Origin of the sequence: Natronococcus jeotgali DSM 18795, assembly GCF_000337695.1 — an archaeon.
GTDB lineage: Archaea > Halobacteriota > Halobacteria > Halobacteriales > Natrialbaceae > Natronococcus > Natronococcus jeotgali.
The window spans coordinates 1-15,860 of sequence record NZ_AOIA01000006.1 but is presented as its reverse complement, the minus strand read 5'-3'; the positions used below and the strand labels follow the sequence as shown (position 1 = coordinate 15,860).

Here is a 15,860-nt window from a genome sequence, read left to right as displayed (position 1 = left end):
ATCAGCGCCTGTAATGACGTACAGGAGATCCCGCTGAAAGCCTGTAAGATCGTCCATGGTGACTTGCCCTTGTAACCGAGTATTGTTATGAGGGTGTCATAGAACGAGTGGCACACCAAAGAGCAGGGTGAACGCTGAGGTGAATGAGTCCAGCGACCCTGCAAGATGCTCCTTCGGTAGACTCGTTCTTCAATGTCGTGGAGACCGAGACGCTAGCACTGTTCGAGCACCTCTCTTTCGAGTTTCTCGAAGAGTTCGACGTGTTCGCCCCGGCGGAGACGGGGCGAACACGAGACCACGAGTCACCAGAGTTGATGCGTGGCTTTCTCCACTGCTACTACAAGGACATCTACGGCATTCGTCCCGTTGCACGAGAGCTTCGGAACACGATTGTCTGGCTGAGCTGTGGGTTCGATCGACCGCCGTCGAGAGACGCGGTCGATCGCTTTCTCACCGACCTCGAACACATCGTTGACGAGGTATTCGACCACCTCGTTGAGCAGGCCGCCTGCCGCGGCCTGCTCGACCTGACCTACTGTATCGATTCAACTGACGTGAGGGCGATGCCCACCGATCAAGATGCGTCAAAGTGCTACGATCCAACCGACGACGAGTACTACTATGGCTACGGCTGTACGATCGTCTCGACCGGGCAAAAGATCCCGATTGCGGCGGAGTTCACAGAGAGTAAGCAAGCGCCAGAGGAGACGGCGATGCGCGTCACGCGTGACGCGCTCGCCGTCGCCAAGCCGACCTGGATGGTCGGTGACAGCGCCTACGACACCCTCGACTGGCACGACTACCTGCTGGACACAGGGGTCGTGCCAGTCGCTCCGTACAACGCGCGAAACACCGCTAAGCCAAAAGACATCGAGTACAGGGTCGAAGACCGCATCGAACAACATAGTGAGGACGTTCAGCTGAAGCAGTCCACGTTGGATAAGACGTACAACCGCCGTACTGGAGTCGAACGAACCAACGAATCAGTGAAGGAGTGCGGCCTCGGGCGAATGCACGCCCGAGGCCGCGTCCACGCACGGGCGCAGGTGTTTCTTGCCCTGTGCCTTCGCCTTGTTATCGCTATCACCAACTACGAACGCGGAGACAATCCGGGAAGTACGATCATCACGGTGTGAGAAGAGTTCTATGACACCCTCGAGTATTGTTATTTCTATCGTACTTACTAGCCAGATTGAATTCCAATTCTTGAGAAAGACAGTAGTCTATTGGTTAATTTTGATCGGAGAGTTAGCGACGGTTTTCAGAGACAAGTTGGTCGAGGAACGAAGCAAGGACCGTCTTCTCCTTCTCATCCGATTCGAGAGAGAAGTCTTGACGGGGATCTTCATAGACTTCGAGTTCGAACTTGAAGCGTAGTCTTTAGAGCAATGAGTTGACCTAAGACTGAAGATGGTCAAATGTGTCCGTTGCGACATCGATATTCGGCACACCAGTAATGACCACCTTGCCGTTCGCGAATAGCAAGATCACAGTAGTATACTCTTTTGGGCGGTAGACAATTCCTGGGAACTACTCTGACTCGTATTCAGTTAATTCGAGACCAAGACTAATCGAGAGTGGTTCAGATTAACATCTGTTCCAAGTTCAGCGGTACTGACGATGTTTTGGACCGAATCTTCTCAAGTGTATTGAGACTAGGACAATAACTGATAAGATACTTTCCATTTCGGTAGACAGAGATCAGCGGACCGTCTTCCTCTAGTCGGATGTAGAGGCCGTGGTAGTTTTTCAGATCGTACTTCGTATACGGAACATCGAGATCGGCACCGAGTTGTTCAATGTCTAACTCGAGACTAAGGCTACCAGACCCAACAACGTTAGCGATAGCGACCATCACTCTATCTCGTTGCTTAGAATGACGAACACATCAGACACTAAGTCTGGATCCCCGGCCAGCCGAAGACCACGACGATCTAACGCAACATGACACTGAGAATAGTCTCATCCACTGAATTAGATCGGTTCCAACCTCATTTGATCGAACGGTTCTCGCTCAAGCAGTTCATTCATTTCGTTCTCGCAGAAGTAGTTCCTCGGTGGATTTATCAACTCGAAATGTGACAGTAGTACAATGACAGGGTCCTCTCCCAAACCAGACTGTGACGACTCTGAGAGTAGCGAAGAGAGATTTTCTCTTGAGGAATTCTTTGTTGCTCCTTGGGGGTTAGCAAACGAAGAACGCCCAGTCCATCTGCTTTGGGATGGCGATATTGAGAGATTGGAGTTGCGTATTGCTGACCCAGTAGAACTAGTGGAAGGATACAATATTCAAGGCGATATTTCAGACTTTGTCAAGGATTTGCCAGGCGAAGAAGGTTATTGTCTACTGCGAATTTCTAAATCTGATTTCTTAGTCCCAGGATATTTCAATACAAAATTCAGAATTCCAGAGATTTTTGAGAACGCTATGACTGGGCAACCAATACAAGCAGAGTTCTTGTTAGAAAATGGTGAGGTGATACAATATAGTTCTCAAACATTCACAATCCGACCGCAGCTGGAATTGCTAGATAGCCCAAAGGAGATTGAGCTGACGGAGGGTGATGAGTCGGTTACGCTTCCGGTCCATATGCAGTATATTGGGTTTGGAATGGCAGAGGTCGAGATGGATATGGAAGGGGAAGGGGATCTAATTTCTAAGGGCGAGAGTATTCACCACGATATCCTTCGAGCTATGGCAGAGTCTGGTATTCTCACTAAGGAAAGTGAAGAGCTGGGACCTATTCCGGAGGAATGGAAACAGAAACATGGGGTAGAGATTCCTGATGAAGAACTTAGAGATATTGGCAATGAAGTTCGAGAGTTAGCCCGGGAAGATAAACTAAGGGATGAATTTGACGAGGCCACGCTGGAAAGAATAGTCGATGCACTAGAGGAAGGAGAAGAGCATGAAGCAGAAATCTACGATCATATTGAAGTTATGCTTCTAGATTCGATTCTAAATGCGGTAGACAGACACCCTGCAGAGAATGTCAGAATGGCGAACCCAAATGCACACTTAGAGATAGAAAGTCGAGTCCGAGAGTTTGTGTTGAGTTACGACCTAAAAGACAAGATCGGGAACGAATACAAGTCAATAGAAGTGCCAATAAACATCGACGATAAACGTCCCGATGGGGGAATTCTTGAAGTAGAGGTAGAAACAGAGTGGGATAACCACGAGTTGGATCCAGATGAAATCCTTGATCAACTGGAGGAAGAAATATGACTGAACCCAGTGCCAGTGCCACGGCAGGAATCTCTGGAGTAATCGAGGCAATAGATCGTCTGAAAGGTTACCTGACTGGCTATAAACCTGACACCCGATCTGTTACCTACGATTATCGGAGCGAGACCAGCGAAATGACAATGAAAATAACTGTTCCGGACAACCGTGGGAGAAAAGTTGGTAAGGTCAAAATTCCACGAGAAGAAGGATACGAAATCCGTGAGATGTTCTCATCTGGAGATTTCAGACCGGTTGGTGCCAAATGGGATCAGAATTCAGACTATTGGATTCTAGATCCAGCCGATCTTCCTGTAGGTGAGAACTTCATGCTACGGTTGAATAATGAGAATGTGAATGAGGGTGTGTTTGAGGAGATTATTGATCTCAACGTTCCTGAAGACCCGATGAGTAAGAGCGGTGTAGATCAGTATTGGGTGCAATCATCAATCCGTGATCCGAAGACATTGCAAGATATATACAAAGACTTTAAGGTAAATAATGTTGATCTAAATATCCGTGTTGGGGTTCAACCCTGCTTCTCTACAGGAATTCCAGATGATGTCACCGAGCGTATTGAGCGTACTCGTGAACTAATAGAAGCTAGTAATGAGGGAGATCGGAACGCTGTCAGTACGGCTCATATTCGCCGTCGTGAAGCTAGGAAGCAAGGAAGTGTGACGGAACAAGAGATTGCGAGTTTGATACGAAGTTTAGCTAACCCAGGTAAGTTTAGAGAGTTCATTTCGATAGAATCGCCCTATCGACAGGAGAATATTGAGTCAAACACATTATCTAATGAAGTTTTTCCGGAGGAGATCAGTGTGGAAATAGCTACAAATCTGGATTTAGAACAGCAGGCAGCCAAAGGCACTCTCAAATTCGAAAAAGAAAGTTACACAGAACATATCGAAGAAGAGACTGCAGACCTACTCTGAACCACCATCCATCTTTAGCTAAACCAAGAGCCACATGACAGCGGCGGCTTTCGGTAGTACTTATTCAGCGCTAATGCCCTCCACTATCTCTGTTTTCCGATGTTCTAAAACGCACATATCGTTTTGATTTTCTATATAATTCTATAATTCCAAAGCAAATACACTCTTAATGAATTCATAATCTAATTCATATTATATAACAAGAAAAGTAAACATAGGGCAGCAGCCAGACAGAATGTCCACAAAAATTAAATATAAGGTCTGTTTTTATACAGTATGTCAAATTCAGACAACTATACTAGCCCGGTCGACATGAGAGATGCTATTGTGCAGTCACCTATTGAAGCATGGGAATATTTTGACTTTCCCTCAACTTGGGTGCTAAAAACGAACCGCGATTTTTCGATTGAATTGCTTAATCGGTATTCGCGTGAAGAACGGGAAACAGAGCAGCCAGAATGGGCCAGTGTGTTCCCGAATGATACAACATACACCAACACTGCACGAGTTCTCTACCGTGGTGCTCCATTCGACGAGAAGAATGTACTTCAACTTGATGAATTCAGAGCAATAGTAGTACAGCCAACACGCGACCGAGATACGGATGAAGATGAGCCAGATCTACATTTGACACAGTATGAAGCCCAACTCAGCCATATAATGTCTGGAGGCCATCTCAGCGGTGGGTATTTCGATAGCTTGAACCTCCAAGTCAAGTAATATAGTATATTTGACATTGGCTTTGGCTAAGTTTTCGAAAGTGCCCACAATGGCAACCTCTCCGAGCACTTCTTTCGTGAATTTGACCCTAACCAGTTAGGGCTGGATAACGGGCCTAATTCAAAAGAATTAGAGAAAGGTGTGATTCCTTCAGACAAACGTCTGAGTTTACTACAATCTGCGACGTTGACCGATCGATTCACTACGCTCGCTTAAGAACCATGTCGCCTATAGAACCCGTGCCAAGCAATTCCGATGTTGAGTACTCTGAGGAGTACAGCCGTACCTAAACGTGGCCCAAGCCGAATCAGGTTGAACGGCTTCGAGACGTCTGCCTATCTGACGCCATCGCTCCTACCTCCAGGATCGGAATGAGGCGACCGTCGCACTGCTCTCCAGAAATAAGCTTGAAAAACAACACCAGACGAGTATAAGCTCTTGGTAGCTTCACGTCTTATCTCTATTTCGAACAAAGTCACGTGTCCACTCATCCAAATCCTCGATATCAATAGCAGCATCGGCTATATCGCCATTTTTGTCAAGAATTGTTCCACAGTTCTCATCAAAGAGCTCACCAACAATCCAAGGATCAACTCCCTCAACGGATTCATCACTAGTCCAATCGTATCCGAATTGCATCCACTCGTACTCATTTAGCTTCGTCGTAGAACGGACCTGATTAACCAAATTCTCAAAGATTGGATCGCCAGGGAGTATGAATCGAAGTGAGGGATATCTGTCCGCACAGTCTTGATCAAAGGTCACTGCAACAGTACGTTCCTCATCAGCAATTTCGGATGCAATTGTCCCTTCGCCCGACTGATGGATACCGTCGGTCTCATTCGGTACCATGACGACGTAGATCTTCTCACGACAGTCAACGTCGATTTCAACCTCTTTCTCAAGTTCTACAACGGGGGTCACAGAGAAGTCATCCAGAAGATCTGGGAAGACAGTCGTAACGATAGTCTCGACACTGGCAGCGGTAAACGGAACGTCATCGTGGGATTCTGATCCAACCGTTTCTATATCTGGATGGCTATCGGATGCCCATGCGGCGAGACGCGCATTTGCTAGAACTTCCTCACGCGTCGCGGTGTCAACCTCAGTTAACGCTTCCTTCACGTCAACCGTGTCCTGATCATCAGACGCTTGTATCTGCTCGTTCACGGATGAAGCTGCTGCTTCATCGTCTTCTAACGTTGCTGACTTGATATTCTGATTTACGCCAGCCAAGATCGGCTGTAGCTCACCTACTACATCCTCGAACATGTTGATCCGGTCGTCCAACGCGTCGTAGATGTCGTTCTCGATGGTGTCCTCGTAGATATAGTGATAAATAGTAATTTCGTCGTGTTCCTGTCCGATTCGGTCAACGCGACCGATCCGCTGCTCGACTTTCATCGGGTTCCACGGCAGATCGTAGTTGATAACCGCGCCACACTCCTGTAGGTTCAGGCCTTCGCTCGCTGCCTCGGTCCCGACGAGCACGTCGACACCCTCTTCATCGGCCGCGAACGCACGCTTTACCTGCTCCTTGCTTACTTTATACCACTCGTCCGTGTCGGCATCGTACATCTCGCCGCCGCGCCCCGAATACGTCGCCACATTCTCGCCGTGGGTCTGGGTCAGGTGACCGCGTACGTAATCGAGTGTATCTGTGTATTGAGTGAAGACTAGCACGCGATCGTGCCCCTTCCAGTCGAGTTCGCGAAGGTCCTCGCGCAGTTGGTTGATCTTCGGATCTCGTCCGATTTGCTGGACGTCCTCGATGAATGACCGCAGTTCGGTGATTTCCTCTTCAATGAGCGCAAGTCCTTCGTCAGTATCACCCGGCAACACTTCGGCGATATCCACACCAAGCATATCCTCTCCGCCGTCTTCCAATTCGGCGAAATCGAGCTGTTCAGTGGCAGAAACCTCGGCCAATCGGTTCGCTGCCTCCATGTCTACTTCTTCTTCGACCGCAACCTGCCGTTCGATCGCCCGGTGCTGCCGCTCAAGCGTTTCGAGCCGTCGTGAGAGGCTGTTTCGAATCGCTGCGATGCTGCTGGTCAGGCGCTCCCGATAGGTCGTCATCACGAACCCGAGCGCTTGGGTCTGCTGCTCCTCGGACTCCTGTGCTTTCTTGTAAAATTTTGTCGTGTATTCGTCGATGCGCTCGTATACCTCGGCTGCTTCATCCGACAGCGCGATGTCCTTTCGCTCCGGGTTCCGGTCCGCCACCGACTCGTCCAGCACGCCTGCCTCGGTGTACTTCTCGAGTGTATCCCGCGTATTCCGGTGCAGGAGTGCGTTCACCGGGGTTGCTTCGTCGAGGACCTCTTGAACGACCTGCCAAGCGTCCCCAGACAACTCGTCGATTGCCGTCCACCGATCGGATCGACTCACGATGAACGGCTCGATTTCGACGACGTGCTCCGGGTACAGGAGCTGCTTCAACTGCCTGTCCTCGCCCACAAAGGTGTCGAGATCGGCGGCTGCTATCGCCTCGTCGACCGTCTTCACGTACCCGTCGTACGCGGCGCCGTATGAGCGGGTAAGCTTGCAGGCCGTCAGCAGGCGTTGTCGGGCGATAGCCTCATCCTCCAGGTCGAGGGCCTCGCTCAGCCGCAGGTAGATCGCATCTGACGTAGACAGTGATATGTCGATGCCGGCCTGGTACTCGCCGTCCAAGGTCTGTTGGGTATCAATGTCAGTCAGCGCCGTCTCCGGGCCGTCGTCGGCAAGAACGTTATCAAGGGCGCGTCGGGAGCGGAAGAAGTTCGAGAAGCGCTCGCGGTCGTCCCAGGCCTCGGGAAGGCCCAGCAACGTCAGGAGGTCGTACAGTTCCTCGTGATGGAGCTGCATTGGCGTCGCCGTCATCAAGTAGTACGTCTGCGTATGCGGTCGGAGTTCCTCGAGCAGCTCATATAAGTTGGTCGTGCGACGAGCATTGTGTGCCTCGTCCACAACAACCATATCCCAGACCCCTTCGCGCTCGCTGGAGTCACGACCACGGACGCTTGCTGGAATGCTATCTCGTTGCCGACCACCGTCGCTGCCGCCCGGGGCGACATCGTCCCAGTATCTCGAGAGACGCGCTGTGTGCCACGACATGATGACGATAACGGGCTGATCGCGGTCGCCGGTTTGTTGGGAGTGAACGAATCGCCAGATCGGGCTCTCAATCCAGGACTCATCGTGCCGTTCCGGCCCGAAGTCAAGGTCGGCTGCCGTCGGTGGCGAGGTTGCGTTTCCGAAGGTGTCGTAGAAAACGTAGTCACCTCCGGTTGTACGGTCGTACCGGTAGGTGTTGAGGTTGAATTTCTCCCAGATCTCTTCCTGCCACTGTTGGGTCAGCCCCGCTGGAACTAGGAGCAGGGAATTCTGGATCTCGTCGGTGAGGCCGAGCCGGGACAGCGTGAACCCGATCTCGATAGTCTTCCCTAAGCCGACTTCGTCACAGAACAAGAAGCCCTGCGGATACGTGTTGACGGCAGTATCGGAGACAACACGCTGGTGGGGCCATGGATCGATTGTGCTCGCCTCCTCAGCAATGTGGAGTCCCTGCGGCATCTTCGGACCCCTATTGAGGATCGTCGCCGCTGCGGCACCGGCCGCCATCGTGTCCGTGTCGGTTTCTTCCGACGGAGCGTCCTTACCATGAATCCGTTTGGCGGCCTCTTTGACGCCGTTGAACGAGTCCGGCGATTTCCACTCGATAATATTCTCCTCGATAGCGGTCGAGAGATCGTAGACATCGACGTACTCGTGGTCGTCGTGCCAGAGTTGGTCGAACGACTCCACGTCGGCAGCGAGATAGGTCGCTTCTTCGCGCCGCCAGTCCCGGTGAACCTTGAACCGTTCGTAGTTCATCGTCCACCCGCTTCTGGTCTCGTTGATCGACCCTTCGAAGGAGAGTCGATTCCCGTCCTCGTCGTGGAAAATGCCGACTTTCGGGTGGAAGATTCCCCAGTCGCCGTGTTTTGGTTGGGCGATCTTGATTACTAGGCGGTCGTGCTCGAGAAGCCAGGCTAAGATTTCGAGGCGGCCATCCAACTGAGCCTCAGAGAGATCGGTGAATCGCTCGTCGAATTCGTCTTCGAGAGCGTCGAGAACCGGCCGATCACGTTTCTGGAGTTGTGCCCCGACGATGAGCCGCATCTCCGCATCGTTGTCGATGAACGCTTCGATGCCTTTCGCGGCCGCTGCGAGTGCGCCGCTATTAAAGTAGCCCGCGATTCGGTCGTACTGTGTTGCCCGCTCCAGAGCAGGCTGATAGAACTCCTCGACGAGGTACGACCGATCGTCGCTGGGCTGGCTCTCGTAGACGGCGCGCCAGTCGTAGTGGCGAAGGGAGGTCATTGGACGAAGTGGTTAGTCAGGCGTATAGTCGTTGAGCTTCCCCTGTTTGTCCGTGGTTTCGTCGTTGTTGTCGCGGAAGATATCGGCGTCGAGATCTAGATCGAGCATCTCGCCTGTGTCTCCGGCAGCAAGATGCTGTGCGAGCTCCCAGTCGTCGTGGACATGGGGAAGCACACGGAGGAGTGCCTCCAACGTAGCTTTGAATTCGGGGTCGGATCCGCAATTTCGTTGGTTCATCCAGTTCCACGCTTCTGTCGCGCCCTGCTTGTCGTACACGTGCAGCGCCGCGTGAACCTTGTCTAGAGCCGTTGCAAAAGACAGAGCCTCTGGATCGACCGGCTTACGCGAGGATCGATCTTCGGGCTTCTTGTTGATGTTCTGGACGCGGTCATCGTGCGGTCTGAGGACCACGTCACCGCTGCGCTTACGCCACATCCGGTGGGAGCGCTTCAAATCGTCGAGATCTTCGCCAACTCCGATAGCTAGTCGATGTGCCTCATCGTAGGGGAACCGGTTAGCCTCGAATACCAGCCAAGAGAGGATCCACCACTCCGATTTGGGATCGACTTCACGAACTCCTTCATTCAGGTACTTATCAATAAGATAATCACTAACCGCATTTCTTGCTTCATCAAGGGCTTCCTGTGGCTGTATTTCTTCACCAGAAGCATCCACAACGGGGTAGTTTTCAGTAAACACTCGAAGTGTTGGTCCGAATGCAGCAACCATCATATCTACTTTTGCCACTTCGGCATCACCTTCGTCCATTTCTCTCGCTCGTTCACTGGCAACTTGTCTAGTCTCCAGTCTCACATCTTCCCAAAGAGTCGGGGTACTCTGCTTTTGCTCCCTCTTTTCGCTGCTAAGAAGAATCGTACTTTCAACAGCATTTTTCCCAGAGGCCATCAGACTAATAGGACTTTCAGTACTCACCGGATGGCTTGCTTTAACTGAAAATCCAGATTTAATAAGAGCTTTTGTCAGCGTATCCCAAGCTTCGGTCCTCTTGTGAGTGAACATAAGTGAGAACACACCATCATCATCAAGTACCCGATACATCTCTGTGAAGATATCTGTCATTTTTTGCTCATAATCTTCCTTTGCTAATTCGCTTTTAGAGGCACTTTCACTTGCGACATCTTCAAATTTTGCCTCGTTAGCAACAGCTTCTTCATGTTTTTCAGTAAGCTGTTCCTGGAAAAACTCTGGATATACATCGCCAAGATACTTTTTCAGCCATACGTAAAAGAAGTCAGACGATTCAGAATAAATAACATTATCATAATACGGTGGGTCGAGAACAATCGCGTCTATCTCTTTATCAGCTAAGGAAAGATCAGCAGCATCTCCCTGAAGCACGTCAGTTGACACATCAGAAGATCCGGACAGCTCATTTAAGTCTTCATATGCCCCAATTGTATTGTCTAAAGTCCAATCATATCCTAAACCTTCAGCTAGTAAATTACTTTCTGCAAATGACCACTTGAAAGCGAAATCATGTCTACTGAACAGATGACCGATAACTGCTCTTGAAGGATGCCAAATACAGAGTCGGTTATTGTAATCTAGCCCCTTGTCAGCAGTAATAGCAAGGAAAGAGACTATTGCATTGGCTACCGGTTCAGGGTATTTATTTTGAATCTTAGATTTCGCCTCCTCGAACGCTTGCCAGTAGGTGTAGTGAACGAGGAGCTGACGGGGTGAGTACATATCTCGCCATTGTGTAATTCCAAATCTCCGTGGTTGATCGGTTGTATACCCACTGGGGATCTCTGTATTAAGAAGATTTGCCAGTTCTGGGTCATTCTCAACTACTTTTTTGGCTTTTTCGAAGCCATGGACATCTTCTTCTCTCGGAGATCGAAAGTGGCGACCACCATTTTTAGAGAGGTCTTCGTAATGAATTGCGTACAGTTGATACCCTAACTGGTCAGTCTGTGCCTGGTCTTTAATCTCATCAGCCTCAATCGCGACCCCACAGCGAAGGCAAGATCCTGAACCTCGTGACACAGTTCCATCCGTCGGATTATAATCAGACTTTTTGATATCTGTTGGGAGTTCAACGATTTCGAAATCTACTTGATCTGTGTCAGGTGATGTTTTTGGTCTCGCAGCAATACCTTCACTCCCGGATTCCTTGTTTAACCACCAATTCGGCGAAAGTGGCACCTTGAGGCCGCAATCTGGACAGGTCACAGTATGCGACCATAGGTATTCCAGTGGTTTCTCATCGGGTGGTGATGGGAAGTATTTGTTCAATTCTGACCGTGCCTGTTCGTTAATTTTCCCGCCCCACTCCCGGATTTCATCCGATAAGTCGTCGTCAACCCGTGGATGTTCAAGTACGGCTTTAAGAATCACTGACGCGACTGGGTTCAATTCGTTGGCGATTGTCGGAAACTCGTATCGAACACTTTCGAACGGGATTGAACCCCCACCAGCAGTTGCGTCAAGAACGGTTGGCATCTTACCGTTCCACGTATCTTTAACCCTATCTGCAATTTCATTTAGCTTTTTTTCAGAGGGTGTACGCTTCCAAATTTTCTTATACCCATAATGCTCGTATACCATCCCGTCAGTCCCTTTTTTCTCCTTCTCGCGTTTCTTTTTCCTGACGTGCTTCGAAATAGAGTCGTCCGATGACAGATTGTCCGGATCAATCTCCATCCACCGAAGGAGGTCATCATCCGTCACATCTTCGGGAAGTGTCGAAGCCAAAATTGCGAGCCGACTCACCGGTGTGGGGCGCCGAGCCCACCAAACGTGAACGTAACTCTGTGGCGGCAAATCCGTGAAATTTTTGCGTTCACGCTGGGTTTCAATTCCAACCGTCCGAATCGGAAGGTTGTCCTCAATCTTCAGCCGTGGTCGCGTCTGTTCGTCTGCTTCGTCGTGGTGAGATTCGTTGTCGCTCATAATTATCTAATTGATATGGTCAGTTAGCAGTGTTCGCAATGCCTTCACACCGTTCGGGCTGTTTGGGGATCGCGTCTTCGCGTGCCAGTAGTAGCACTCCTCAGTGCTCATCCGCACGACGCCACGGGCCAGCGCGCGTATCCGGTCGACCCGCCGGAGGTCTTTCACACCGACAAACGCTAGAGCAAGCTTCACGCCGACGTGCTCCGGGACGAATACCTCGCCACCCTCTGTGCTCGATACCGGACTATGCTCAATGTCGGCCTCTCCGATCGCCTCACGGATGACCGGGAGCACAGACTGGAGCCGCGAGCCCGAGAGGCGCGCGACTTGGATCGCTGCCCAGTCGTCCCACTCTCCGCTGCGGGCGTGGACTGTTGGCGGGTCGTCAAACACCGCCTCGAAGTTCTGCACTAACACGCTCCGGCCGCACCGGTCGTGACGCTCCCGGCGTGCGTTGGCTTGCTCGGCTGGCAACAGTTCATACAGCGCGAGCACTGGCTGGCCGTCCTCCTGAACCCGCGTCAGCCCGAACGTCGGCCGGCCGCCGTGGACACTAGTTCCGCCCTCAAACTGCGCCTCCCGCGCGACCGCATCGGGTGACGACGGCGTGCTCATGTCTCGTCCACCACGTCGGCCGGCCCTTCGGCATGGACTTGTACCGTGATGTCTGTGCCCTCTAATTCGTCTCGGAGCAACGCGAGTAGGTCGTCGCCATCCAGCGGCTCCGGCTCGTCGAACCCGATCCGGAAGATCAGGTTGACGTTTCGCTGACCATCGTTTTCAGAGAAACTCTCCGGGTGTTGATTGATACCCCGGAAGTCCGCCAGGTTGCCTCGGAACTCCGCGGTGAACTGCGTGGTTCCGTCGGCGGCTTTGGCCCTGTAGTCCATCGACGCAGTCGTCTGCTCGGCGTAATCGTCCAGCGACCGCTGGGCAAGGAAGAAGCCGTGGTCGAGGACGGAATCGCCGGTCACCTCGATCTGGACCGATTCGATCCCCGGCGTCGCATCGGCGGGCGCGTCGGCTAGCGCGTCCTCGCGAACGGACCCGAACGCCCGCTGGGCAGCCGCTGTGTTCGACGTCTCGCTCCAGTTCTTCTCCGGCTCGTCGCCACCTCCCTTGACGCGCTTGCGCTCGAAAGCGAGCTCGGTCTCGCGGGTCCCAGATTCGTACAGTGTCGCGGCAACGATTTCTCCGTCGGAGAGCCCGTCAAACTCGGATACGGTGACCGTTTCACTGCCGACGTCGGGGAACGCTGTTTCGTCGCCCTCCGTAGCGACGACAAGGTGGGCGCTCGCCGGCGACTCTGCGTCGACGTGCACGTCGAACGAGTCGGTCTCTTCGTCGAGGTCGCCCGCGATAGCGACGCGGTATTCCGGTTCACGACACGCTAGGTCCACCGCCTCGACCAGCGGGCCGATCCCCTCGAAGACGGCGTACTCTTCGCCGATCTTTACGTCCGTCGAGGCGATCGACGTCTCGACATCCGGCGACTCGCTGACCGGGTGGTCGCAGTCCCACCCCTCCGGCTCCTCGTCGCCGGTCCAGTATGCCTGCTCGCGCTGTCCATCCCAGTAGGCGTACCCGGACTCGTCGACCATCCTGGCAACGGTCTTCCGCAGCGGCTTTGTGCTGAATAGGTATGGCAGCCCGGGCTTTTTCGCAAACTGCGCGGCCAGCTGTTCGGTGTCCATTCGCGACTTCGTTTGCTGCCATAACCGGCTCTTGAACCAGACCTCACCGCGGGCGGAATCGTCATCCCTGAGAATCCGGTCGTCCAGCGTCGCCTCGACTGCCTCGACCATTGTTGTGTCGCCGTTAGCGTCAACTGCCGTGATTGAGACGTGTTCGAGGCCGTCCGTGTCCGGATAGTACAGGTGCCGGTAGACGTTCCGCACCTGCTCACCCAGCAGCCCCTTGTGTCGGTCGATCCGCTCGCCGAGCTCGTCGAACTGTTCGTCGGTCAGCTGGGCAGTCTGCTCCGAGTCCTCGCGCATCCGTTCGAGCCCTTCCAGTCGCTTGGCTTTCTCGATCCCGTTCTCCACGAGCTCGTGATCTGGGACAAGAAAGAGGACATAGTTCTTGTAGGTGCGGGACTGCGTTGGAGCATTATGGCTGGACGCTGTCTCCTCATACAGGGTCTGGACCTTCGACGGGATCTCTTCACCGCCGTCGGCGACGGTAATCGAATCGAAATGCAAGATTGCCAACGTCGGCGTCGCAGCATTGTCCGGCAGATCGGCCGGCTCTTCAGGGAACCCAGATTCCGGGTTCGACGTGGGCACCGTCTCAAAGCCGCCTGTTCCGATCTCTTGGCGAAGCCGGCCCTCGAACCGGTCGCGAGCCTGTGCCCGGGGTGTGTTTTGCGTGTACTGGTCGATGATGTACAGCAAGCGCGGTTGGGCTTTGAACTTGATGCGATCCTCATCGTAGAGGTAGTAACAGCCTACTCGGTGGTCGTCGCCGGTCAGGTTCTCCAAGGCGTTGTCGTAATGGTCGAACGACACATCCGGGTGAGCGACTGCTGTGTACAGCTCGGCTCGCGTCAGCCCGGTTGCCTTTTCCCCAACGGCTAGGCTGTTCCACAACACCGCCGTGACAATGTGCGTACCAAGTGGCGGGAGCGCCTTCTCGCGCCAGCGCTTGTCTTCATGCTGGGCGTGTGCAGACCTGTCGTCGGTGTAGATGTCCGCGGAGACGGCAGAATCCAGATCGATAGCATCGAAGAGCGTGTTGCCGAGTTTCGTACGGATGCTCCCATCCGGTTCGTTATCGGCCGGCGTCAAATCGTAGAGACGAAGGAAGTACCGATCGTACCCTTCAGGCTTGTGGTTCCAGAGGTAGTAGATGGCACGTGCAAGCAGACGGAGGGCGTCCCGCGTTTTCTGGAAGCCGGGAATGGAGTCGATCTTGTCGGTGAGCGTCTCGATCGTTGTCGGGTGAAACGGGTAGTTCCGTTCAAGCTTCTCGCGGTACTCCGTGTCGAGGACTGCCTGGGGAAGTTGCCGGTCGGTCGTCCGGTAGAACTCGTAGAACGACTCCGCAACGAACTCGGCGGCCCCGTTTTCAATGTCGTCGAAGAGCCGACGTCGGAGAACAGAACTGATCTCAGTGTCGCCTGTCGGGGTGATCGTCTGCTGCTGGCGCTGTTCGATCGAGTCAAGTTCCTTGATCTCCTTGCGAACGGTCTCGGCCTCGTCGGTAAATGCAGTGTCCGCAATACTGTAGACAACGGTAACGTCGTTTCGGTTCGATGCTGTCTCGAGCAGCGACTTTATGAAGCTCAGCGTCTGTGTGCTGAGGACCGTCTCCCCTGTCTCGATCCCGGAAGCGTCCTCAAGATATTGTGCAATCTCGTCGATCAGAATGAGGATAGGATCATCGGTAAGATCGAACAGACCCTGGAGTGTGTTCTCTCCTGGCGAATCACGGTTGCGATCGTACTCCTTGAGGTATTCGTAGCCGTCATTTCCGTAGAGCTGGTAGGCAATCTCGCCCCACATTGTGTTCGTGTTCGGGGCGTCCGGATCGTTCGTGTCACTCCGAGCGTTGCGGGCGTCGACGTACCCGCCGACGAACACAGCCGCACGCGGAGACAGACCGCTCTCAGTAGCATCCCGGTAGAGCCTGTCATAGAATCCATCTCATAGCTTCTCACAGCCCGGATTATTTCCTCGCTCGTAGTTGGTAATGGCCACGACGAGTCGGAG

10 protein-coding genes are annotated in these 15,860 nt (G+C 52.7%); 4 read left to right on the top strand and 6 right to left on the bottom strand.

What is annotated here, in order from left to right; all coding sequences use genetic code 11:
* The first annotated feature begins 143 nt into the window (after positions 1–143).
* On the top strand, positions 144–1,136 hold the full coding sequence (locus C492_RS00140; RefSeq protein ID WP_008419348.1) for a transposase: 993 nt from the start codon (positions 144–146) through the stop codon (positions 1,134–1,136).
* A gap of 262 nt (positions 1,137–1,398) precedes the next feature.
* Here C492_RS00140 and C492_RS25660 read toward each other — a convergent pair whose 3' ends face one another.
* Together C492_RS25660 and C492_RS25655 are read right to left on the bottom strand one after the other, a co-directional pair.
* Positions 1,399–1,491: a hypothetical protein gene (locus C492_RS25660; protein ID WP_204365589.1), complete on the bottom strand. Its 93-nt coding sequence runs from the start codon at positions 1,489–1,491 to the stop codon at positions 1,399–1,401.
* A gap of 91 nt (positions 1,492–1,582) precedes the next feature.
* Positions 1,583–1,855 carry a TATA-box-binding protein gene (locus C492_RS25655; protein WP_008419345.1) on the bottom strand — a complete coding sequence of 91 codons (273 nt, stop codon included), beginning with the start codon at positions 1,853–1,855 and terminating at the stop codon, positions 1,583–1,585.
* A gap of 237 nt (positions 1,856–2,092) precedes the next feature.
* On the opposite strand from C492_RS25655, the gene C492_RS00125 reads away from it, so the two are divergent.
* From C492_RS00125 to C492_RS23330, 3 genes are all read left to right on the top strand, one after another.
* A complete protein-coding gene (locus C492_RS00125; RefSeq protein WP_152424765.1) occupies positions 2,093–3,229 on the top strand; it encodes a hypothetical protein in 1,137 nt (378 codons plus the stop codon).
* Entirely contained in the window at positions 3,226–4,164 is a 939-nt protein-coding gene (locus C492_RS23335; protein ID WP_152424764.1) for a hypothetical protein, read from the top strand. Before C492_RS00125 ends, C492_RS23335 begins: the two co-directional genes overlap by 4 nt.
* A gap of 276 nt (positions 4,165–4,440) precedes the next feature.
* Entirely contained in the window at positions 4,441–4,884 is a 444-nt protein-coding gene (locus C492_RS23330; RefSeq protein WP_152424763.1) for a hypothetical protein, read from the top strand.
* A 447-nt stretch (positions 4,885–5,331) separates the two neighbouring features.
* Here C492_RS23330 and C492_RS00120 read toward each other — a convergent pair whose 3' ends face one another.
* From C492_RS00120 to C492_RS00100, 4 genes are read right to left on the bottom strand one after another with little or no spacing between them, the layout of a single operon-like run.
* Positions 5,332–9,231 (bottom strand): helicase-related protein, encoded by a 3,900-nt coding sequence (locus tag C492_RS00120; RefSeq protein ID WP_008419341.1) that lies wholly within the window; start codon positions 9,229–9,231, stop codon positions 5,332–5,334.
* Positions 9,232–9,243: 12 nt separating this feature from the next.
* Positions 9,244–12,147 carry a DUF1156 domain-containing protein gene (locus C492_RS21915; RefSeq protein WP_083898715.1) on the bottom strand — a complete coding sequence of 968 codons (2,904 nt, stop codon included), beginning with the start codon at positions 12,145–12,147 and terminating at the stop codon, positions 9,244–9,246.
* A gap of 6 nt (positions 12,148–12,153) precedes the next feature.
* Positions 12,154–12,765, bottom strand: coding sequence for a DUF7680 family protein (locus C492_RS00105; RefSeq protein WP_008419333.1), 612 nt, complete (start codon positions 12,763–12,765; stop codon positions 12,154–12,156).
* The gene (locus tag C492_RS00100) at positions 12,762–15,731 is read right to left on the bottom strand and encodes a DUF499 domain-containing protein (protein ID WP_204365588.1); all 2,970 of its coding nucleotides are present in this window, start codon (positions 15,729–15,731) and stop codon (positions 12,762–12,764) included. Before C492_RS00100 ends, C492_RS00105 begins: the two co-directional genes overlap by 4 nt.
* Positions 15,732–15,860: the final 129 nt, after the last annotated feature.

What these genes read in the sequence shown, in the direction of transcription:
- C492_RS23330 (WP_152424763.1), top strand. Translation starts at nt 4,441, where the DNA reads ATGTCAAATTCAGACAACTATACTAGCCCGGTCGACATGAGAGATGCT.
- C492_RS23335 (WP_152424764.1), top strand. Translation starts at nt 3,226, where the DNA reads ATGACTGAACCCAGTGCCAGTGCCACGGCAGGAATCTCTGGAGTAATC.
- C492_RS00105 (WP_008419333.1), bottom strand. Translation starts at nt 12,765, where the DNA reads ATGAGCACGCCGTCGTCACCCGATGCGGTCGCGCGGGAGGCGCAGTTT.
- C492_RS25655 (WP_008419345.1), bottom strand. Translation starts at nt 1,855, where the DNA reads ATGGTCGCTATCGCTAACGTTGTTGGGTCTGGTAGCCTTAGTCTCGAG.
- C492_RS00140 (WP_008419348.1), top strand. Translation starts at nt 144, where the DNA reads ATGAGTCCAGCGACCCTGCAAGATGCTCCTTCGGTAGACTCGTTCTTC.
- C492_RS00125 (WP_152424765.1), top strand. Translation starts at nt 2,093, where the DNA reads ATGACAGGGTCCTCTCCCAAACCAGACTGTGACGACTCTGAGAGTAGC.
- C492_RS21915 (WP_083898715.1), bottom strand. Translation starts at nt 12,147, where the DNA reads ATGAGCGACAACGAATCTCACCACGACGAAGCAGACGAACAGACGCGA.
- C492_RS00120 (WP_008419341.1), bottom strand. Translation starts at nt 9,231, where the DNA reads ATGACCTCCCTTCGCCACTACGACTGGCGCGCCGTCTACGAGAGCCAG.